The organism is Mycobacterium sp. ACS1612 (assembly GCF_001667505.1).
Taxonomy (GTDB): domain Bacteria; phylum Actinomycetota; class Actinomycetes; order Mycobacteriales; family Mycobacteriaceae; genus Mycobacterium.
The window spans coordinates 48,212-66,618 of record NZ_LZHZ01000019.1; the positions used below are offsets into that span (position 1 = coordinate 48,212).

At 67.2% G+C, this 18,407-nt stretch carries 20 protein-coding genes; 8 read left to right on the forward strand and 12 right to left on the reverse strand.

What is annotated here, in order from left to right:
- Positions 1-9: 9 nt before the first annotated feature.
- A complete protein-coding gene (locus A5724_RS07245) occupies positions 10-474 on the forward strand; it encodes a hypothetical protein (RefSeq protein WP_067798484.1) in 465 nt (154 codons plus the stop codon).
- A 59-nt stretch (positions 475-533) separates the two neighbouring features.
- The gene (locus A5724_RS07250) at positions 534-1,010 is read left to right on the forward strand and encodes an Lrp/AsnC family transcriptional regulator (protein ID WP_067798487.1); all 477 of its coding nucleotides are present in this window, start codon (positions 534-536) and stop codon (positions 1,008-1,010) included.
- Here A5724_RS07250 and A5724_RS07255 read toward each other — a convergent pair.
- The gene (locus A5724_RS07255; RefSeq protein ID WP_067798490.1) at positions 1,007-3,589 is read right to left on the reverse strand and encodes a helix-turn-helix transcriptional regulator; all 2,583 of its coding nucleotides are present in this window, start codon (positions 3,587-3,589) and stop codon (positions 1,007-1,009) included. The genes A5724_RS07250 and A5724_RS07255 overlap by 4 nt on opposite strands.
- A 161-nt stretch (positions 3,590-3,750) precedes the next feature.
- Here A5724_RS07255 and A5724_RS07260 point away from each other — a divergent pair, with 161 nt between their 5' ends.
- Positions 3,751-4,041 carry a DUF4242 domain-containing protein gene (locus tag A5724_RS07260; protein WP_067798493.1) on the forward strand — a complete coding sequence of 97 codons (291 nt, stop codon included), beginning with the start codon at positions 3,751-3,753 and terminating at the stop codon, positions 4,039-4,041.
- A 1-nt stretch (position 4,042) separates the two neighbouring features.
- Here the strand turns inward: A5724_RS07260 and A5724_RS07265 are convergent, their stop codons facing one another.
- From A5724_RS07265 to A5724_RS07280, 4 genes are read right to left on the reverse strand one after another with little or no spacing between them, the layout of a single operon-like run.
- Positions 4,043-4,522, reverse strand: a complete 480-nt coding sequence (locus tag A5724_RS07265; RefSeq protein ID WP_067798496.1) for an MSMEG_6728 family protein — start codon at positions 4,520-4,522, stop codon at positions 4,043-4,045.
- A gap of 4 nt (positions 4,523-4,526) precedes the next feature.
- Positions 4,527-6,635, reverse strand: coding sequence for a catalase (locus A5724_RS07270; RefSeq protein ID WP_067798839.1), 2,109 nt, complete (start codon positions 6,633-6,635; stop codon positions 4,527-4,529).
- A gap of 19 nt (positions 6,636-6,654) precedes the next feature.
- Positions 6,655-7,890 carry a class I SAM-dependent RNA methyltransferase gene (locus tag A5724_RS07275; RefSeq protein WP_067798499.1) on the reverse strand — a complete coding sequence of 412 codons (1,236 nt, stop codon included), beginning with the start codon at positions 7,888-7,890 and terminating at the stop codon, positions 6,655-6,657.
- Entirely contained in the window at positions 7,887-9,881 is a 1,995-nt protein-coding gene (locus A5724_RS07280) for an APC family permease (RefSeq protein WP_067798502.1), read from the reverse strand. Before A5724_RS07280 ends, A5724_RS07275 begins: the two co-directional genes overlap by 4 nt.
- Positions 9,882-9,978: 97 nt before the next feature.
- On the opposite strand from A5724_RS07280, the gene A5724_RS07285 reads away from it, so the two are divergent.
- Positions 9,979-10,653, forward strand: a complete 675-nt coding sequence (locus tag A5724_RS07285) for a TrkA family potassium uptake protein (RefSeq protein WP_067798505.1) — start codon at positions 9,979-9,981, stop codon at positions 10,651-10,653.
- Positions 10,654-10,687: 34 nt separating this feature from the next.
- Complete coding sequence (locus A5724_RS07290; protein WP_067798508.1) at positions 10,688-11,356, forward strand: TrkA family potassium uptake protein; 669 nt, start codon at positions 10,688-10,690, stop codon at positions 11,354-11,356.
- A 3-nt stretch (positions 11,357-11,359) separates the two neighbouring features.
- Here the strand turns inward: A5724_RS07290 and A5724_RS07295 are convergent, their stop codons facing one another.
- Genes A5724_RS07295 through A5724_RS07305 form a run of 3 tightly spaced genes read right to left on the reverse strand, consistent with a single transcriptional unit; the run spans position 11,360 to position 13,813 of the window.
- Positions 11,360-12,760, reverse strand: coding sequence for an MFS transporter (locus tag A5724_RS07295; RefSeq protein ID WP_067798511.1), 1,401 nt, complete (start codon positions 12,758-12,760; stop codon positions 11,360-11,362).
- Positions 12,741-13,445 (reverse strand): DUF3159 domain-containing protein, encoded by a 705-nt coding sequence (locus A5724_RS07300; RefSeq protein WP_067798514.1) that lies wholly within the window; start codon positions 13,443-13,445, stop codon positions 12,741-12,743. The genes A5724_RS07295 and A5724_RS07300 overlap by 20 nt, the downstream gene beginning before the upstream one ends.
- The gene (locus A5724_RS07305; RefSeq protein WP_067798842.1) at positions 13,442-13,813 is read right to left on the reverse strand and encodes an OB-fold nucleic acid binding domain-containing protein; all 372 of its coding nucleotides are present in this window, start codon (positions 13,811-13,813) and stop codon (positions 13,442-13,444) included. Before A5724_RS07305 ends, A5724_RS07300 begins: the two co-directional genes overlap by 4 nt.
- A gap of 133 nt (positions 13,814-13,946) precedes the next feature.
- On the opposite strand from A5724_RS07305, the gene A5724_RS07310 reads away from it, so the two are divergent.
- Positions 13,947-14,648 (forward strand): hypothetical protein, encoded by a 702-nt coding sequence (locus tag A5724_RS07310; RefSeq protein WP_067798517.1) that lies wholly within the window; start codon positions 13,947-13,949, stop codon positions 14,646-14,648.
- 10 nt (positions 14,649-14,658) lie between these two features.
- On the opposite strand, the gene A5724_RS07315 is transcribed toward A5724_RS07310, so the two are convergent.
- Together A5724_RS07315 and dut are read right to left on the reverse strand one after the other, a co-directional pair.
- Positions 14,659-15,426 (reverse strand): DUF3710 domain-containing protein, encoded by a 768-nt coding sequence (locus A5724_RS07315; protein WP_067798521.1) that lies wholly within the window; start codon positions 15,424-15,426, stop codon positions 14,659-14,661.
- On the reverse strand, positions 15,426-15,890 hold the full coding sequence (gene dut / locus A5724_RS07320) for a dUTP diphosphatase (RefSeq protein WP_067798525.1): 465 nt from the start codon (positions 15,888-15,890) through the stop codon (positions 15,426-15,428). Before dut ends, A5724_RS07315 begins: the two co-directional genes overlap by 1 nt.
- A 25-nt stretch (positions 15,891-15,915) precedes the next feature.
- On the opposite strand from dut, the gene A5724_RS07325 reads away from it, so the two are divergent.
- Positions 15,916-16,392: a DUF3093 domain-containing protein gene (locus tag A5724_RS07325; protein ID WP_067798528.1), complete on the forward strand. Its 477-nt coding sequence runs from the start codon at positions 15,916-15,918 to the stop codon at positions 16,390-16,392.
- A gap of 7 nt (positions 16,393-16,399) precedes the next feature.
- Here the strand turns inward: A5724_RS07325 and A5724_RS07330 are convergent, their stop codons facing one another.
- Positions 16,400-16,702, reverse strand: coding sequence for a DUF4193 domain-containing protein (locus A5724_RS07330; RefSeq protein WP_024445904.1), 303 nt, complete (start codon positions 16,700-16,702; stop codon positions 16,400-16,402).
- Positions 16,703-16,866: 164 nt separating this feature from the next.
- On the opposite strand from A5724_RS07330, the gene cei reads away from it, so the two are divergent.
- The gene (cei, locus tag A5724_RS07335; protein ID WP_067798531.1) at positions 16,867-17,520 is read left to right on the forward strand and encodes an envelope integrity protein Cei; all 654 of its coding nucleotides are present in this window, start codon (positions 16,867-16,869) and stop codon (positions 17,518-17,520) included.
- Between the two features lie 27 nt (positions 17,521-17,547).
- On the opposite strand, the gene A5724_RS07340 is transcribed toward cei, so the two are convergent.
- A complete protein-coding gene (locus A5724_RS07340; RefSeq protein WP_156752173.1) occupies positions 17,548-18,396 on the reverse strand; it encodes an inositol monophosphatase family protein in 849 nt (282 codons plus the stop codon).
- Positions 18,397-18,407: the final 11 nt, after the last annotated feature.

Here is an 18,407-nt window from a genome sequence, read left to right on the forward strand (position 1 = left end):
TGGACGGTCATGATCATCGAACGGCAGAGCGTCGTTGGTGCGCCCGCCGATCAGGTGTGGGCGCGGGTAATCACCGCCGAGGGCATCAACGACGAGGTGCGGCCGTGGATGACGATGTCGATGCCCCGCGCGATCCGGGGGCTCACCATCGACGACGTGCCGGTCGGCATACCGTTGGGGCGCGCTTGGCTGCGGTTGTTCGGCGTGGTCCCGTTCGACTACGACCTGCTGACCATCGCGGAACTGCAGCCGGGCCGCGGCTTCGACGAGCAGTCGACCATGATGAGCATGCGTCGGTGGCGCCATCAGCGCTTCGTGAAGCCCGACGGTGAGTCCAAAACTGTTGTGCGCGACCGCATCACATTTGAGCTTCGGGCACCGCTTCGGTTCGCCACACCCGCGGTTGCAGCAGGGCTGCGGGCGCTGTTCGGCCACCGGCACCGACGTCTGCGGCGGCATTTCACCACGTCCTAGCGACACGAGCAGACGCGGAATGGCCGCCGAACCCCTGGCGGCCGTGCACAATCGAGGCCATGGTTGATATCGGCGATGCGCCCCACCGGCCACCGCTCGATCACATCTCGAAGGCCATCATCAGCGCGCTGCAGCAAAACGGACGGCGGTCCTACTCGGCGATCGCCGAGCAGGTGGGTATCTCCGAGGGCGCGGTCCGGCAGCGGGTGCAGCGCCTGATGAGTGGCGGCGTGATGCAGATCGTTGCCGTCACCGACCCGACGGAACTCGGCTTCGGACGCGAGGCGATGATCGGCATCTGCTGCTCCGGTGACAGCCTGCAGGTCGCCGAAAAGCTCACCGAGGTCGACGCAATTGACTACGTCGTGGTGACCGCAGGCAGATTCGACGTGGTGGTCGAGGTGGTGTGCGAAGACGACGCGGAGTTGCTGAACATCCTCAATACCCAGATCCGCTCGCTACCCGGCGTCTATCTCGCGGAAACCCTGGTCTACCTGAAAACGCTGAAGCAGCAATACAACTGGGGCACGCGTTAGGTCAGCAGGCCCAATTCACGCGCTTTCCGCACCGCGTCGCGGCGCTTTGTGACGTCAAGTTTCGTCAGGATCGCCGAGACGTGATGGTCGACGGTCTTGACCGACAGATACAGGCGCTCCGCGAGTTCGGCGTTGGTCAGGCCGTCGTCGAGCAACCGCAACACCTCGGTCTGGCGCGTGGTCAGACCCGCGGGGTTGGCCAGTGTCGTCGCGCGCCGACGGGCGGGCACCACCGAAATGCCCTTCGAGCGTAGGTCCCGGCGCACCTTGGCAGCCACCGCGTCGGCGCCGAGCCGATCCAGGATGTCCAACGCCCGCGACGCATGGGCAGCGTCGGCGGAGTCGACCAGCGCGAGCGCGGCGTCGTACGGCATCGAACGACGATGGAAGTCGTCGGCCGCGGCCTCGTAGGCCCCGTCCAGCAGCAGCCGATACGGTTCGGCCACCCCGACGACGTCGACGTCGTCGCCCAACCGTCGCAACCAGACCGCCAACTCACCGCGCGACCATTCCAACCCCGCGACCGGCCCGCCCATCAGTAACTCGCGACATCCCGCGATACGATCGTCAGGTTCTCCTGTGAGCCAGCACATTTCGACGATCGCGGCGGCGACGGGCAACATCCGGATCGGCTCGGCGAACCGGCACGCCAACGTCCAGGCGTCGTCGAGTAACGGGCCTGCGGTCCCGCACTTGCGCATGTCCACCACCGCGCGGATCAGCGACGGCCACGTCCTGGCCAGCGGGGCACTCGGAAACTCCAGCAGCCGGGCGGCATCGGCCGCCGCGTCGTCCCAGTCCCCCACCATCAGCGCAAGCCGTGCGCGCGAACCCATCTGCCAGACCCGGCAGATCGGGAGGTCGTGTTCATGCATGAGCGGGATGCTGACGTCGAGTAGCTCGGCGGCGACGTCGAGCCTGCGCTGCTCGACGTCGAAGTAGGTGATGTTGCTCCAGCCACCGGAGTACAACTCGTCGATGTGTGTGGGCGCCGAATCGAGAATCGCCATGATCTCGTCGCGCCCAGTCTCGTCGCCGTTGAGCAGAACCGCGTAGTTGTCGATCAGCCGGACGCGGATCCCCAAGTCGGTATCGCCGGTCTTGTCGGCGACTTCGCGGGCACGCGCGACCAACGCCTTGGCCCGGTCCAGTTCGGTCGCCTGCACGGCGAGGTACGCCTGCATCGCAAACGCGTGGCCAAGCTGCACCAGCTGCGTGGCGTCGTCGGCGTCGGGGTTCAGCACCGACATCGCTTGGCTGGCATGGCCTTCCGCTTGTCCACGGTCGGCGTTGTACCACTGGTAGACGGCCAGCGAGTGGTGGTTGGCGCTGACCGCGGCCGGCTGGCCCAACTCCTGGCGGATCCGCATCGCGCGGTGACATGAGGAGATCGCGTCGGCCAGCCGGTCGGTCAGGTAGTACTCCCACGCAAGCTGTTCGAGCAATTCCGCCTCGGACTGCGGCTGCAACGCGCCGCCCCGCTCGAGCGCGATCGTGAAGAACTCCGTCGACTGGCTGTGGGCGCCCGAACGCGCCGCCGTGGCGCCCGCTTCTCCGGCGTATCGCCGGATCCTGTCGATGTCGCCCGCGCCGAGCGCGTGGTGGGTCAACACCGCAGGGTCGACGTGACCGGTGGCCTCGTAGGCGTCGATCAACCGGCGATGCAGTCGCGGTTCGGCACCGGCGGGGATCACGCTGCGGATCGCGAGTCGGCACAGGTCGTGACGAAAGGCGACTCCGCGCGGACTCCTGCGGATCAGGCCCGCCTCGGCCAGCGCCCGCGATGCAGGCAACGTCACGCCCAGATCGACCAGCAGGTAGTCCGGAATTACGCCCGGCGAGCAGGTCAGCAAGTTCAGCAGATCCCACGCCGAGGGGTCCAGCCCGGAGGTGCGCGCGAGCACCGCGTCGCGCACGGTGGTCGGCAGGTCGTCGCCGTGGTGTTCGAGCATCTCGCACACGAAGAACGCGTTGCCGCCGGTGATGTCGTGCAGCCATCCCGGATCGACGCTGCGCTCGCCGACGAGGGATTCGACGGCCTGCAGGGACAGCGGCGGGATGGTCAACGACTCGGCGCGCGGCGACCGGGCCACGTCGCCGAGCAGTTCGCGCATGCGATGGTTGGCGCCGACCTCGTCGTCGCGAATGATCCCGATGACCAGCGAGCGGCTTTGTGCGATTCTGCGCAGCACGAACCGCAACAGGTCGATGGTGCCCTGGTCGGCCCACTGCAGGTCGTCGAGGACGAAAACCGAAGGCGCGGTGCACAAGTCGTCGTGCAGAGCGGCGAAGATATCGTACGGCGCATCGCTGTGTTCCAGCAGCTCCCTGCTGGCAGGCGCAAGCGCGTGTGAGAGGTCGCGGATCGGGCCGAGGGGGCGCGGCGTCGGCAGCGGGTCGCAGACGCCCCACAACAGACGTTCATCGCGGATCCACCCGTCGACGAACGATTCGACGAACGACGTCTTGCCCGCACCGGACTCCCCGCTGACGATCAACATCCCGCCGCGCCCCGCACGCGCGTAGTCGGCCCTGGCTTGCAGCCTGCCGAGTTCGTCGGTGCGCTCGATGAGCTTCACAAAACCGATGCTAACGGGGTGAGCGCCGCCCTGAGCAGCGAATATGACCGTCACCGCAAAGATGGGTAACTTCCCCCCATGCCCGGGCGGCCGAGGTGGCCGAACGTTGTCTTCATCCGCGGCGCACGGTCGCGGAACGTCGATCAAGACAGGAGACAACAATGAAGCGCTTTCTGATCGAGCGGCAGATCCCCGGGGCCAGCGAGCTGACCGAAGAGCAGTTGGCAGGCATCGCCGCGAAGTCCAACGACGTCGTGGCGTCGCTGGGCGTGCCGTATCGCTGGATCACCAGCTATGTGGCCGGCGACAAGATCTACTGCGTCCACGAAGCCGAGGACGAGGACACCATCCGCGAGCATGCCCGCCGCGGCGGGTTTCCGGCCAACTCGGTCACCGAAGTGGCCAACGAGTTCGGCCCGCACACGGCTGAGCGGATGGTCAGCACGCACTGATCTACTGCGGTATGCGTCGTGGCCGGTCGGATGCCGGCCACACATACGGCAGATCGTCGGGCACGTCACCGAAGACCGGTTGGTAATAGGCCGGATCCTTGCGCAGCAGGGCCGATTGGTGACTGCGGTGGAAGTTCTGATCGCCCAGCCACGGCGGCAATTCGCCCGCGGCCGCCAGTGCGGCCTGAGCGCGCGGCTCCGCGACGCCGGTGCCACGCGTCAGGTCGGCGAGCAGCGTCGTCGCACAGGTGTCGGCGTTGCCGAGTTCGCACCACACCGCGCAGATGTCGAGGCCGTAGCTTACCAACGCCTCTTCGTAGCCGGCCCACATCGCCGCGGCGGGGTGATGCCGCCAGCCGTAACCGGCCACCGTCAGCGCGCGGACGACCTGAATGGTCTCGACCCGTTGCTTGCCGAGTCGGCGTTTGTCCAGCACCCTTGCCGTCGCGGCGAATTCGGCGTACGGCAAGAAAGTCTGCATGGTGTCAGGCAGGCACCGGGTCGGTCTCCCGGTCCCATGCGCGGTGCTTGGCGAGTTCTGCTGCGAACGCGTCGCAGAACTCGTCGGTGAGGTCGTCGGCGGCCGCCGCGGTCGACACGACGCCGTTCGACACGACGATGTCGGTGTCGTCGGCCAGTTGTTCGGCGATGCCGATGTTGCGCAGCAGATCCACACCGGAACCGAAAGCGCCGACGGCCTTGAGGTGTTTGTAAGCCTCGGCGATGAAATGCATTGCGTAGCCGTCGCCGGACAGCGTTTCCACCGACTGCGGACCACACGGCACTACTACCGCGTCGTAGAGCACCGACGACATGGTGGTGATGGCGCGGTCGACGGCGACCTCGCCGCCTGATCCGCCTGCCAACGTCCCGCCCGCAACCGGAGCCAAGACCTCCACCATCGCGCCTCGCTGTTCGAGTGCCCGCTTTACCCGTTCGACGCCTTCCGCGTCGACGCCGGCCGCCGCCAGCACCGCGACCTTGCGGGTTTCGACGCTGTCGGTGGCGGTGTTCAGCTGTGAGAGCGCGGGCGAGGCGGGCATCTTGTCGTCGACCGGCTCTTCGGCCGGTGCGGGCAGTCCGAGCTTGGCCGCGACGCCGCTGGCCAGTTCGTGGTCGACGAGGTTGAGCTGGTCGACCACCCTGGCGCGGATCTCGGGTGTCTCGACCTTGCCCAATTCGAATGCGTACGCGGCGACGATGTGCTTGGCCTCGACCGCCGACATGCTCTTCCAGAACATCCGCGCCTGGCTGTAGTGGTCGGTGAAATTCTTGGCGCGCTGGCGGATCTTGTGGCCGTCGACCTTCTCGGTGTAGTGGCGGAATACGCCCTCGTCGGCCAGCGCCGGACAGCCGCCGCCCAGCGTGTTGGGGAAGTAACTACTCCTGCCCTGCGGTATTGCATGCTGGCCGTAGCCGTCCTGCTGGTTGTTGCGGACGTCGGCGAGCGGCCGGTTGACCGGCAACTGCGCGAAATTCGGGCCGCCGAGCCGGATCAGCTGCGTATCCAAATAGGAGAAGTTGCGGAATTGCAGCAAGGGGTCATTGGTGAAGTCGATACCGGGGACCACGTTCGCGGTGTGGAAGGCGACCTGCTCGGTTTCTGCAAAGAAATTCTGCGGATTGCGGTCGAGCACCATTTTGCCCACCGGTCGAACCGGAACCAGTTCTTCGGGAATGAGTTTCGTCGCGTCCAGAAGATCGAAACCGAAGTTGAACTCGTCACTTTCAGGAACCAGCTGGACACCGAGTTCCCACTCCGGGAAGTCACCGGACTCGATCGCCTCCCACAGATCACGCCGGTTGAAGTCGGGATCTTTGCCCGCGACCTTCTGGCATTCGTCCCAGACAAGGGAGTGCACACCGAGTTTCGGCTTCCAATGGAACTTGACGAAGGTGCCTTCGCCCTTGTCGTTGACGAGACGGAAGGTGTGCACCCCGAACCCCTGCATCATCCGATAGCTGCGCGGCAGGGCCCGGTCCGACATCAGCCACATGATCGTGTGCAGCGTCTCCGGCTGCAGGGAGACGAAGTCCCACAGCGTGTCGTGGGCCGACTGCGCCTGTGGGATCTCGTTGTGCGGCTCGGGTTTGACCGCATGCACGAAGTCGGGGAATTTGATGCCGTCCTGGATGAAGAACACCGGGAAGTTGTTACCGACGAGATCGTAGTTGCCCTGCTCGGTGTAGAACTTCGTCGCGAAGCCACGCACGTCGCGAACAGTGTCGGCCGATCCGCGCGAACCGGCGACGGTCGAGAACCTGACGAAGACGGGAGTTTGTTTGCCCGGGGTTGTCAGGAATCTGGCGACGGTGTACTCGGCGAGCGAGTCGTCGTACGGTTCGAAGTAGCCGTACGCACCCGCTCCGCGGGCATGCACGACGCGTTCAGGGATGCGTTCGTGGTCGAAATGGGTCATTTTCTCGCGGGCGTGAAAGTCCTCCAGCAGAGTGGGGCCGCGTTCACCGACGGTAAGCGAGTCGTCGGTGTGGTCCACCCGAACCCCCTGCTGGGTAGTCAGGTAGCCCTGCTCCCGGCTGACGCGTACGCCGTCGAGTTGCTCTTGCTTAGCGTTGTGCCCGTTGTCCACCATGTCGGGGCGGGTACCCAAATCAGCGAGTCAGAACCGCGACGCATTCGACGTGGTGGGTCAGCGGGAACGAGTCGAACACCCGCAGGTCCTCCACGCTGTACCCGGCGCCGCGGTAGAGCCCGATATCGCGGGCGAAGGACGCGGCCTCGCAACCGATGTGGATCACCCGTGGCACTTCGGCGGCGGCCAGCAGGTCGATGACATCGCGGCCGGCGCCCGACCGCGGCGGATCCAGCACCGCGACATCCGCGCGGGCGTTGTGTGCCATCTGCGACATCAGGGCTCTGCGCACCGAGTCGGTCAGCACCGTCACCCAGCCGAGGTCGCTCATCGCCGTGCGCGCCGACCGCGACGCGCCGCGCGAGGTGTCCACCGTGACGACCTTGCCGCCCTCGCCGACACCTTCCGCCAGCACCGCGGCGAAAACGCCTGCGCCGCCATACAAGTCCCACGCTGTCATGCCTGGTGCGAGTTGCGCCCAGTCCGCCACCAGCCGGCTGTAGGTGGTCGCCGCGTCACGATGCGCCTGCCAGAACGCCGTCACCGGCACCCGCCACACCCGCTCACCGACCCGCTGGGGGGCCTCGTAGCGGCCCTCGGCCACCAGCGTCGTAGTCTTGCGCCCGGTCCGCGGCCCCGACTGGACGACGTGCCGTTCGCCGTCGTCGTCGATCGCCACGTGTAGTTGGGCGCCTGCCGGCCACATCCAGTCGTTGATGCCGTCGAGCATCCCCGTCGGCAGCTGCGCACAGTTCAGTTCGGTCACCAATTCGGAGCTGTGATACCGGTGAAAACCCGCCCGGCCCTCTGCCGTGGTGTCCAGCCGCACCCGGGTGCGCCAGCCGGTCGGCTCACCAGTGCCGACCGGTTCGGCGACGGCGGAGTCCTCGTCACGCCATTGATAGCCGCCGAGTCGGGCCAGCTGGTTGGCAACGACCTCGCCTTTGAGCCTGCGGGTGGCCTCCGGATCGGCGAACGCCAGATCGCAGCAGCCGGCACCGTCGACACCGGCGATCGGGCATAGCGAGTCGATGCGGTCGGCCGACGGCTCGATCACCTCGACAACGTCTGCGTGCCAATACGATCCGTGGTCCCCCACGACCCGCACCTTGACCGTCTCACCCGGCAAGGCGTAGCGCACGAAGACCACCCGGCCGTCGTGGCGCGCCACACAGCTCCCGCCGTTGGCCGGTGGCCCGATGGTCAGTGTCAGGTCCTCCGGCCATGGCGGCGGTTCGTCGACATGTTCGGTCAATCCAGGAACCCTCTGCGGATATCACCGGGCGCGGCATGCGGCTGCAGCGTCTTGAGTCGCTCCGACGAACTGAGTTGCCACGGCACCGAAGTCACCATCACGTTCGGCATGAACAGCAGTCTGCCTTTGAGCCGCAGCGCGCTCTGGTTGTGCAGCACCTGCTCCCACCAGTGCCCGACGACGTATTCCGGGATGAACACCGTGACCACGGTGCGCGGCGACTCCTTGCTGACCCTCTTCACGTAATCGAGGACGGGACGGGTGATTTCGCGATACGGCGACGCGATCACCTTCAGCGGCACACTGATGTCGCTGCCTTCCCACTGGTGCACCAGTTCGCGGGTTTCCCCGTCGTCGACGCTGACCGTGATGGCCTCCAGCACGTCCGGTCGGGTGGCCCTGGCGTAGGCCAGCGCACGCTTGGTCGGCAGGTGCAACTTGGACACCAGCACGACGGCGTGGTTGCGGCTCGGCAGCACCATGTCGTCGCCCTGTTCCTCGGCTTGCTGTTCGAGTTCCCGGGAGACGGTGTCGTAGTGCTTGTGAATCATCTTCATGATGACGAACAGCGCGCCCATCGCCAGGATCGCGATCCAGGCGCCCGCGACGAACTTCGTCACCACCACGATGATCAGCACAGTGCCGGTGCAGATGAAGCCGATGGTGTTGATCACCCGCGACCGCATCATGTGGCTGCGCGCGGCGGAGTCGGTTTCGGTGCGCAGCAGCCGGGTCCAGTGCCGAACCATGCCGATCTGGCTGAGGGTGAACGACACGAACACCCCGACGATGTACAGCTGGATCAGCGCCGTCACCTCGGCGCGGAACGCGACGACGAACGCGATCGCGGCGAACGCCAGGAACAGGATGCCGTTGGAGAACGCCAGCCGGTCGCCACGGGTGTGTAGCTGACGGGGCAGGTAACGATCCTGGGCCAGAATCGATCCCAGCACCGGGAAACCGTTGAACGCGGTGTTGGCCGCCAGGATCAGGATCAGTGCAGTGACGCCTGCGATCAGATACAGACCGATCGGGAAGTCGTGGAAAACGGCGTCGGCGAGCTGTGCGATCAGCGTCTTCTGGTGGTATCCGGGCGGGGCACCGACCAATTGCTCGGGGCTATCGGCGATCTTCACACCGGTTTCCTTGGCCAGCATGATGATGCCCATGAACAGCGACACCGCGATGACGCCGAGCATCAGCAGCGTCGTGGCGGCGTTGCGGGACTTGGGTTTCCGGAATGCGGGCACACCGTTGCTGATCGCCTCGACACCCGTCAGCGCCGCACAGCCCGACGAGAACGCCCGCGCGACAAGGAATATCATCGCGAACCCGAGCACCTCGCCGTGTTCGGACTGCACCTCGAAGCCCGCCGATTCGGCGCGCAGCGGATTACCCAGGATGTAAATCTGGAACAGCCCCCAGGCCAGCATGATGTACATGCCGATCATGAACGCGTAGGTGGGGATCGCGAACGCGGTGCCCGATTCCCGGATGCCTCGCAGGTTTATCGATGCCAGCACCAGGATCGCGATGACAGCGAAGAGCACCTTGTGATGGTCGATGAACGGAATCGCCGAACCGATGTTCGACATCGCCGAGGACATCGAGACCGCGACCGTCAGCACGTAGTCCACCAGCAGCGCGCTGGCCACCGTCAAGCCCGCGGTCGGACCCAGGTTGGTGGTGACCACCTCGTAATCGCCGCCGCCCGACGGGTAGGCATGCACGTTCTGCCGGTAACTGGCGATGACGATCAACATCACCGCGGCGACGGCGAGCCCGATCCACGGGGCCATCGAGTAGGCGGTCAGCCCGGCGACGGAGAGCACCAGAAAGATCTCCTCCGGTGCGTAGGCGACCGATGACAGCGCGTCGGAGGCGAACACGGGCAGCGCGATGCGCTTGGGTAAGAGCGTGTGGGCGAGCTTGTCGCTGCGGAACGGCCTGCCGAGGACCAACCGGCGCGCAGCGGTCGAAAGCTTGGACACGAGAGCCAAGAGTAAGCCCGACGGCCATCAGCCGTCGGAAAGCGGTAGCGTTCTGCGTGCGCGGGTTCGCCACAGACATGCCGGAAAGGACTGTCAGGTGCGGGTAGTGGTCATGGGGTGCGGCCGGGTTGGCGCGTCGTTGTCGGACAGCCTGGCCCGGATCGGCCACGATGTGGCTGTCATCGATCGCGACAGCACCGCCTTTCATCGTCTCTCCCCCGAGTTTCCGGGTGAGCGGGTGCTGGGCATGGGCTTCGACCGCGACGTTCTGCTGCGGGCAGGCATCGAGGAGGCGGGCGCGTTCGCTGCGGTGTCGTCGGGCGACAACTCCAACATCATCTCGGCGAGGGTGGCCCGCGAGACGTTCGGCGTCGAGCGTGTGGTGGCCCGCATCTACGACGCCAAGCGCGCGGCCGTCTACGAGCGTCTTGGCATCCCGACGGTGGCCACCGTGCCGTGGACCACCGACCGGTTGCTCAACGTGTTGACCAGGGAGACCGAAACCACGAAATGGCGCGATCCGACCGGCAACGTCGGCGTCACCGAGCTTGCACTGCACGAGGAGTGGGTGGGACACCGGATCACAGCACTGGAGAGCGCCACCGGCGCCAGGGTGGCGTTCCTGATCCGGTTCGGAGCGGGCCTGCTGCCCGACCCCAAGACGGTCATTCAGGCCGGCGATCAGGTGTACATGGCGGCCATCGCCGGGCATATCGCCGAGGCCCTGGCGATCGCGGCGCTGCCGCCGAGTGAGGACGTGGAGTCGGCATGAAGCGCGTCCGCGAAGACATGGAGGAGCGGCGCCGATGAAGGTCGCGATTGCCGGAGCGGGGGCCGTCGGCAGATCCATCGCCCGCGAGTTGGTCGAGACCCACGACGTCACGCTGCTCGAGCGCAACCCGGACCACATCGACGTCGACGCCATTCCGGCCGCCCACTGGCGTCTTGGCGACGCGTGCGAATTGAGCCTGCTCGAGTCGGTCAAGCTCGAGGAGTTCGACGTGGTGATCGCCGCGACGGGCGACGACAAGGTCAACGTGGTGGTCAGCCTGCTGGCCAAGACCGAGTTCGCGGTGCCGCGTGTGGTGGCCAGGGCCAACGATCCGCGCAACGAGTGGCTGTTCGACGAGAACTGGGGCGTCGACGTCGCGGTGTCCACGCCGCGCATGTTGGCCTCGCTCGTCGAGGAGGCCGTCGCCGTCGGCGACCTGGTGCGGTTGATGGAGTTCCGCAAGGGCCAGGCCAACCTCGTCGAGATCACGCTGCCCGACGACACGCCGTGGGGCGGGAAGCCGGTCAAGCGGCTGGACCTGCCGCGCGACGCGGCGCTGGTGACGATCCTGCGCGGCCCTCGGGTGATCGTTCCCGAGTCCGACGAGCCGCTGGAAGGCGGCGACGAGCTGTTGTTCGTGGCCACCACCGACGTCGAGGAAGCACTGCAGGAGCTGCTGCTGCACCCCCGCGCCACGCGTTGAGGTTCAGCGGTGCAAGTACGCCGCGTCTTCGGCGGTGACCTTGTCGTAGTCGCATTGCGCGTTGGAGATGCCGATCGCCGACACCACTCCGGCCGCGACGAACAGCGCCGCTGTCACCAAGGCGCCCTGCCGGAAACCTTCGAAATCGACTGTGCCGCCGAGAATTACGCCCGTGAACGCGATCGCGATCAGCCCGGCGATCCGGGACACGGCGTTGTTGATCGCCGAACCGATGCCGCTTTGTGCCGGGTCGACAGCGGCCAGGATCGCCGCCGTCAGCGGCGACACCGTGATCGACAATCCGAGACCGAACACCATCAGCCCCGGCAACATCTGCGTCCAGAAGTCGAACGGCTCCCCCGCCGTGGTCATCCAGAGATAGCCGGCCGCGGCGATCAGCGGACCGCCCGCCATGAACAGCCGCGGCCCGTGCGCACCGGCCAGCGTGCCGAACCGGCGGGCCAGCAGGAACGACAGCACCGGGATGGGCAGCGTGGCCAGCCCCGCTTGGGTGGCCGACAGGCCCGCGGCCTCCTGTAGGAACAGCGCGACGATCAACGTGCCGAGTGACACCGCCGCATACAGGAACACCGTCGCGAGGTTGCCCACCGCGAAGTTGCGTGCGGCGAAGATGTGCAGCGGCATCATCGGATGCGGGCAGCGCCGCTCCCAGAACGGGAACACCGCCAGGCATCCCAACCCGACCACCAGGGCCGCAACCACCTGAGGATGGGCGAAGCCGAGCCGCTGCCCTTCGATGAGGCCGTACACGGCTCCGGTCAGGCCGACGGCGTTGAGCAGCGCGCCGATCACATCGACGCGCGCGGCCCGGTCCGCGGAGTCGGGTCGCGTCAGTCTGGTGGTCAGGTACAGCGTGGCCGCCAACGGCACGATGTTGACCCCGAAGATCCAGCGCCAGCCGACGGCGTCGACCAGCAGACCGCCCAGCAGCGGACCGATCACGAACGCGGTGCCGGTCCACGCCGTCCACGTGCCGATGGCCCGGGCCTGGGCGGCGCCGGAGAACCGCGCGTTGATCATGGCCAGCGAGCTCGGCACCAGAAACGCTGCGCCGACGCCCTGCAGACACCGCGCGGCGATCAGCACCCACCCGCCGGGCGCGAGCGCGCACAGCACCGACGCCATCCCGAACACGACGATGCCCATCCGCAGCACCGCGAGCCTGCCGAACTGATCCGAAATCGCCCCTGCCACAAGGATCAACGCGCCGAGGGTGAGCAGATAGCCGTCGACCACCCACTGCTGCAGCGCAAGACCGCCGCTGAATTCGCGGCTGATCGCCGGCAGGGCCAGATTCACCACCGAACCGTCGAGGAACGCGACGAACGAAGCCAGCACCGCGACCGCGATGAGCGGCCTGTCGCTATCCGCCCTGGTGGGCATCGGGTTGCGCCAGGTCCCCGTGTTCCTCGGTGGTCGTCGCGGGTTGTTGGGCATCGTGGGCGTGCAGCGCGCGCTGGGCGGCGCGGATGGCCAGGTACGTGACGAGCGCCGCCACCGCCGTGAGAGGCCACCCCATCGCGATGCGGGCCACGCCCAGCCAGCCCGTCTGGTCGGAGTCGTAGAGGTGCTGCTGCACCACGAAGCGTGAGGTGAACACCAGCACCCAGACGAAGGTCGCGAGGTCGAACACCAGCACCGCCTTGCGCAGGCCGCGCCAGTCGCGGTCGTGGGAGTTCACCCAGCCCCAGATGTAGCCGACGGCAGGACGCCGGATCAGGATCGAAACTCCGAACACCACGGCCCAGAACAAGGACATCCAGATGCCGAGCAGGAAGTAGCCCTTCGAGGCACCGACGATGTACGCGATCAACGCACTGATGCCGACGCCGACGAACCCGGAGATCGCAGGCTGGGCGGATTCACGGCGGATCAGCCGCCAGATCAGGATCAGCGCCGCCACGCCGAGCGCGGCGCCGATGGCAGGCATCAGCCCGAGGGTGGTGGAGACGGGGACGAAGACCACGACGGGCAACGAGGAATAGATGAGGCCACTCACACCGCCCATCTGTTCGAGGACTGCGTTCGCCTTCGGTTGCTTCCCCGGTTCAGGTCCGGGGTCGCTCACTTCTGAATCTCGTAATGGGGGTTGTAGATCGCCTTGACGCCGCTGTCGAGCTTGCCGACCCGGCCGTGCACCCGAAGCGTACGACCGGATTCGATGCCGGGGATGCGCCGTTGGCCGAGCCACACCAGCATCACGGAATCCGTGCCGTCGAACAGTTCGGCTTTGACGCCGCCCGAGCAGCCTTTGCCGTTGCACTCCACGCTGCGCAGGGTGCCGACCATTGTCACTTCCTGGCCGCGTTGACAGTCGATCGCTTTTTGAGCGCCGGTACTGGCGGCTTCGTCGGTGAGCTCTTCTACGTCGAGTTGCTCCGGGTCTTCCGTCAATCGACGGGTGAGCCGGCGAAGATACCCTTCGGCCGTAGCCATGGCCTCTCCTGACTTTTGCAGATCCACCATGGATCTACCCAATCCAACGCCACGGTAGACCTCTTGGTTCCGATATGCCACGTAGGGGTGGGTCGCCACGCCGACGAGGTGGTGAACGGGAGACGATCATCTGATGGCGGTCAATCTTCGCGGCGTAACGACGGTGCTGCTGCCGGGCACCGGATCCGACGACGACTACGTCTACCGGGCGTTTTCCGGCGCTCTGCACGATGTCGGCGCAGTGGTGGTGACGCCGTCGCCGCAACCGGACCGGCTCATCGACGGCTACCGTGACGCGCTTCACGACGCCGCGCGTGGCGGCGCCATCGCGGTCGGCGGAGTGTCGATCGGCGCGGCGGTGGCAGCGGAGTGGGCGCTGGCGCATCCCGGGCACGCCGTTGCGGTGCTGGCCGCGCTGCCTGCGTGGACGGGCGAACCGGAGGCCGCGCCCGCCGCGCTGGCCGCGCGGCACTCCGCCGAGATGCTGCGGCGCGACGGCCTGGCGTCGGCGACGACGCAGATGCGGGCGTCGAGCCCGGCCTGGCTGGCCGACGAGCTGACCCGGTCCTGGGTTGACCAGTGGCCCGCTTTGCCGGATGCGATGGAGGAAGCGGCCCGCTATGTCGCGCCGACGTGCGGGCAGTTCTCGGGGCTCACCGTGCCGATGGGCGTGGCGTCGGCGACCGACGATCCGATCCACCCGGTGGAGGTGGGCTTCGAGTGGGTGGCGGCCGCGCCGCGCGCCGCCCTGCGCACCGTCACGCTCGTCGAGATGGGCGAGGACCCCGGCGTGTTGGGCGCGGCATGCGTGGCCGCGCTGGCCGATATCGAGTGATTTGTGTGCGTCAACCGCCGGTGATGGTGCGCAACTGCTGCATCGCCGAGCCGAGTTCGCTGCGCCGCGCCGCGGGCTGCGGCGGCTGCTGCTGAACCTGCTGGGCCTGCTGCATCTGCTGCTGGGCGGCCTGTTCGGCGGCGGCGCGCAACTGGGCCGCCATCGGGTCCGGTAACTGCACCTGCAGCGGCGTGCGGACCGGCAGCGGCGTGTCACCACGCCGAACGACTGTGTCCGCCAACGCATTTCGCGCCTCCGCCGCAAGCGCTGCGATGCGGTCCTGCGGGCCGTTGACCACACACCGGATCATCCACCGGTAGCCGTCGACTCCGATGAACCGGACCACGCCTGCCTGCTGGTTCTGCTCGGCCTTCGATACGCCGACCACCTCGCGGCCCCACGGCCCGTCCTCGATGCTGACCTGGGCGACCTCCTTGCGCAGCGAGTCGGCCAGTTCCGTGGCGACCTCGCGCCACAGCCCCGCCGACTTCGGCGCGGCGTAGGCGGCGATGGTGAACCGGCCGTTGGGCGTGACCACCCATACCGCGCTGGGCACCCCCGCCTCGTTGAGTTCGACCTGCACCTGGCCGGCCTCCGGCATAGGGATCAGCACGGAGCCCAGATCCAACCGGCCCTGCGCCGCGGTCGCAGCGTCGTCGAAGTCGTCGATGTCGAACGGACCCTCGAGTTCCTCGTCGACGGGATCACCCGTCAAGTCCTCGTCGACAGCGCGGTCAACAGTGCTGTCGTCGTCGTTCCTGTGTTTTCCGAATGCCATCACAAACTCGCATGTCCGCCGGAGGAACCGTGGCCACCGTCGCCACGGGATGTGTCGGCCAGTCCGGCCTCGTCGAATGACGTCACCTCGACCAGTTCGGGCAACTCGACTCGCTGCACCAACAGTTGGGCGATCCGGTCACCCCGGTTCACCACGATCGGTGTTTCGGGGTCCAGGTTGATCAACGAGACCTTGATCTCACCGCGGTAGCCCGCGTCGATGGTGCCGGGGCTGTTGACGATCGAAAGCCCAACGCGCGCAGCCAAACCCGAGCGCGGATGAACGAGCCCGACCATGCCGTGCGGGATGGCGACGGCGATGCCGGTCGGCACCAGCGCCCGCTGACCGGGCGCGAGTTCGACGTCGAGCGCGCTGAACAGGTCGATGCCCGCGTCGCCGTCGTGGGCTCGGCTGGGCATCGGCAGATCGCGATCAAGGCGCACGACCGCCAGAGAGGTGAACACGACGTCAGAGATTACTCTTGGCCGCGTGTCCGACACGCGCGCCACGGCGCAAACTGTGCGCTACCGCGAACGGTTGCGCGTGCCCTGGTGGTGGTGGCCGCCCGGCTTCGGTCTCGCGGCGTTGATCGCGCTCGAGGTCAATCAGGGCGTGCAATCGCTGCCCAACTGGGTGCCGTTCGCCGTTTTGCTGCCCGTCGCCGCCGTCGTGCTGCTGTGGTTCGGCAGGATCGAGGTCAAGGTCGTCAGCACCGACGGCGAGACGGAGTTGTGGGCCGGCGGCGCGCACCTGCCCGTCAGCGTGATCACGCGGTCGGCCGAAGTGCCGAAGACCGCCAAGTCGGCAGCGCTGGGTCGACAGCTGGACCCGGCCGCATATGTGGTGCACCGGGCATGGGTGGGCCCGATGGTTCTTCTTGTCCTCGACGATCCCGACGATCCGACGCCGTACTGGTTGGTGAGCTGCCGTCGTCCCGACCGCGTGCTGGCCGCGCTGCGACCTTGAGGTCCGCTCAGGCCGCGCAGTCGGTACAGATCATCACGCCGTTCTTCTCGCTAGCCAGCCTGCTGCGGTGATGCACCAGAAAGCAGCTCGAGCAGGTGAACTCGTCGGCCTGCTTCGGGATCACCCGCACAGACAATTCCTCGCCGGACAGATCAGCGCCCGGCAGCTCGAAGGATTCGGCGGATTCGGACTCGTCGACGTCCACGACCGCGGACTGGGCCTCGTTACGCCGCGCCTTCAGTTCCTCGAGCGAATCCTCGGAAACGTCGTCGGTCTCAGTGCGCCGCGGGGCGTCGTAATCGGTAGCCATGTCTTGTCCCCTCCGTCAGACCTTGCAGCAGAGCTTTGTACCAGCGTCGAACGCATTCCCCAAACGATTCGTGCCCGTTCTGATACCCGTTCCAGTGTGATTTATGTCACAGTGTAGATCTCACCGCAGGAAGGGCCCCGTGTCTGTGGCCTTAGAGTGCAGGCGTGGTCGCGCAAATCACCGAAGGCACCGCGTTCGACAAACGCGGTCGGCCGTTCCGCCGACGTAATTACCTGCCGGGGATCTTGTTGTTCGTCGCCCTCGCGGTGGTGACGCTGTTGGTCTGGGTGATGGCGCTGAGCCGACCGCCGGACATCCGGGAAGCCACCGTCTGCAATCCGCCGCCGCCCGCGGATCCGTCGGCTCCCGCGCCGCAGCTCGGTGAGCAGGTGACGCGCGCCGATATGACCGATGTGACGCCCGCCAAGCTGGCCGACGCCAAGATCCGCGTGCTCAACGCCAGCGGCCAGGGCGGCCAGGCCGCCGAGGTGGCGGGTGAACTCCGCGACCTCGGCTTCGCCGAGCCGGCCGCGGCCAACGACACCGTGTACGTCAAAGCGCGGCTGGAATGCCAGGGGCAGATCCGGTTCGGCCCGGCGGGGCGCGCCGCCGCCGCAGCGGTGTGGCTGGTGGCTCCGTGCACCGAGCTGTTCCAGGATCAGCGCACCGACAACACCGTCGACCTGGCCATCGGCACCGAGTTCACCGAGCTGACCCACAGCGACGACATCGACGCGGTGCTGGCCAGCCTGCGCCCCGACGCCACCCAGGCCGCCGACCCTGCGCTGTTGAAGAAGATCCACTCGGCTGCCTGCTGAATTCGTTGGGGCGCAACGCGATTCGCGTCAGAACGGATCACCGAGGGCGTCCATCAGCGCGTCGGCGATACCGGGCGCGGCCGCGGCGATGAAGCCGCTCGAGCCGTCCGCGGCGGGTAGCCGCATGACCGCGCCCGCCTCTGCCGCGACCAGCGCGCCCGCCGCCCAGTCCCACAAGTGCACGCCGTCCTCGTAGTAGCCGTCGAGTTGGCCGGCCCCCACCATGCACAGATCCAACGCGGCCGAGCCCATCCGTCGCACGTCGCGCACCGCGGGCAGCAGCCTGGTCAGCACCTGGGCCTGGCGTGCCCGTTGGTCCGGCGCATACGAAAACCCGGTGCCTATCAACGACATTGACAGATCCACGACGGCGCTCGCCCGCAGCGGGGTGGTCACGCCGTCGCGCAGCATGCGCGCGCCGTGCCCCCGCGCCGCCGAGAACAGCGTCTTGCCGGGAACATCGGCCACCGCCCCGGCGATCGGGGCGCCGTCGCGCAGCACACCCACCGACACCGCGTACTGCGGTAGGCCGTAGACGAAGTTCACTGTGCCGTCGATCGGGTCGAGCACCCAGGTCAGGCCCTTCCGTACGCCGGTCGCGCCGCCTTCCTCCTCGCCGAGGATGTCCTCGCCGGGACGCAGTTCCGCTAACCGGTCGCGCAGCAGTCGCTCGGTTTCGGTGTCGACGACGGTGACAGGGTCGGTGGGTGTGCTCTTGGTCCGCACGGTGGCAGCGGCGTCGGGCGCAGGATTTCCGAACACCTCGACGCGGCGGCGCCGGACGAAGTCGGCGGCCTCGCCCGCCAATCGCTCCGCGACCGAGCGCAACTCAGGGAAATCGGTGTCATTTTCCGTCACTCGTCCATCGCAGCACATTCCGGAGCTAC

Bases quoted from the DNA above. Each gene is read 5' to 3' on its own strand.
- A5724_RS07250 (WP_067798487.1), top strand. From the start codon at position 534: ATGGTTGATATCGGCGATGCGCCCCACCGGCCACCGCTCGATCACATC.
- A5724_RS07245 (WP_067798484.1), top strand. From the start codon at position 10: ATGATCATCGAACGGCAGAGCGTCGTTGGTGCGCCCGCCGATCAGGTG.
- A5724_RS07340 (WP_156752173.1), bottom strand. From the start codon at position 18,396: ATGTGCTGCGATGGACGAGTGACGGAAAATGACACCGATTTCCCTGAG.
- A5724_RS07310 (WP_067798517.1), top strand. From the start codon at position 13,947: ATGGCGGTCAATCTTCGCGGCGTAACGACGGTGCTGCTGCCGGGCACC.
- A5724_RS07260 (WP_067798493.1), top strand. From the start codon at position 3,751: ATGAAGCGCTTTCTGATCGAGCGGCAGATCCCCGGGGCCAGCGAGCTG.
- A5724_RS07290 (WP_067798508.1), top strand. From the start codon at position 10,688: ATGAAGGTCGCGATTGCCGGAGCGGGGGCCGTCGGCAGATCCATCGCC.
- A5724_RS07330 (WP_024445904.1), bottom strand. From the start codon at position 16,702: ATGGCTACCGATTACGACGCCCCGCGGCGCACTGAGACCGACGACGTT.
- A5724_RS07295 (WP_067798511.1), bottom strand. From the start codon at position 12,760: ATGCCCACCAGGGCGGATAGCGACAGGCCGCTCATCGCGGTCGCGGTG.
- A5724_RS07270 (WP_067798839.1), bottom strand. From the start codon at position 6,635: ATGGTGGACAACGGGCACAACGCTAAGCAAGAGCAACTCGACGGCGTA.
- A5724_RS07305 (WP_067798842.1), bottom strand. From the start codon at position 13,813: ATGGCTACGGCCGAAGGGTATCTTCGCCGGCTCACCCGTCGATTGACG.
- A5724_RS07265 (WP_067798496.1), bottom strand. From the start codon at position 4,522: ATGCAGACTTTCTTGCCGTACGCCGAATTCGCCGCGACGGCAAGGGTG.
- A5724_RS07315 (WP_067798521.1), bottom strand. From the start codon at position 15,426: ATGGCATTCGGAAAACACAGGAACGACGACGACAGCACTGTTGACCGC.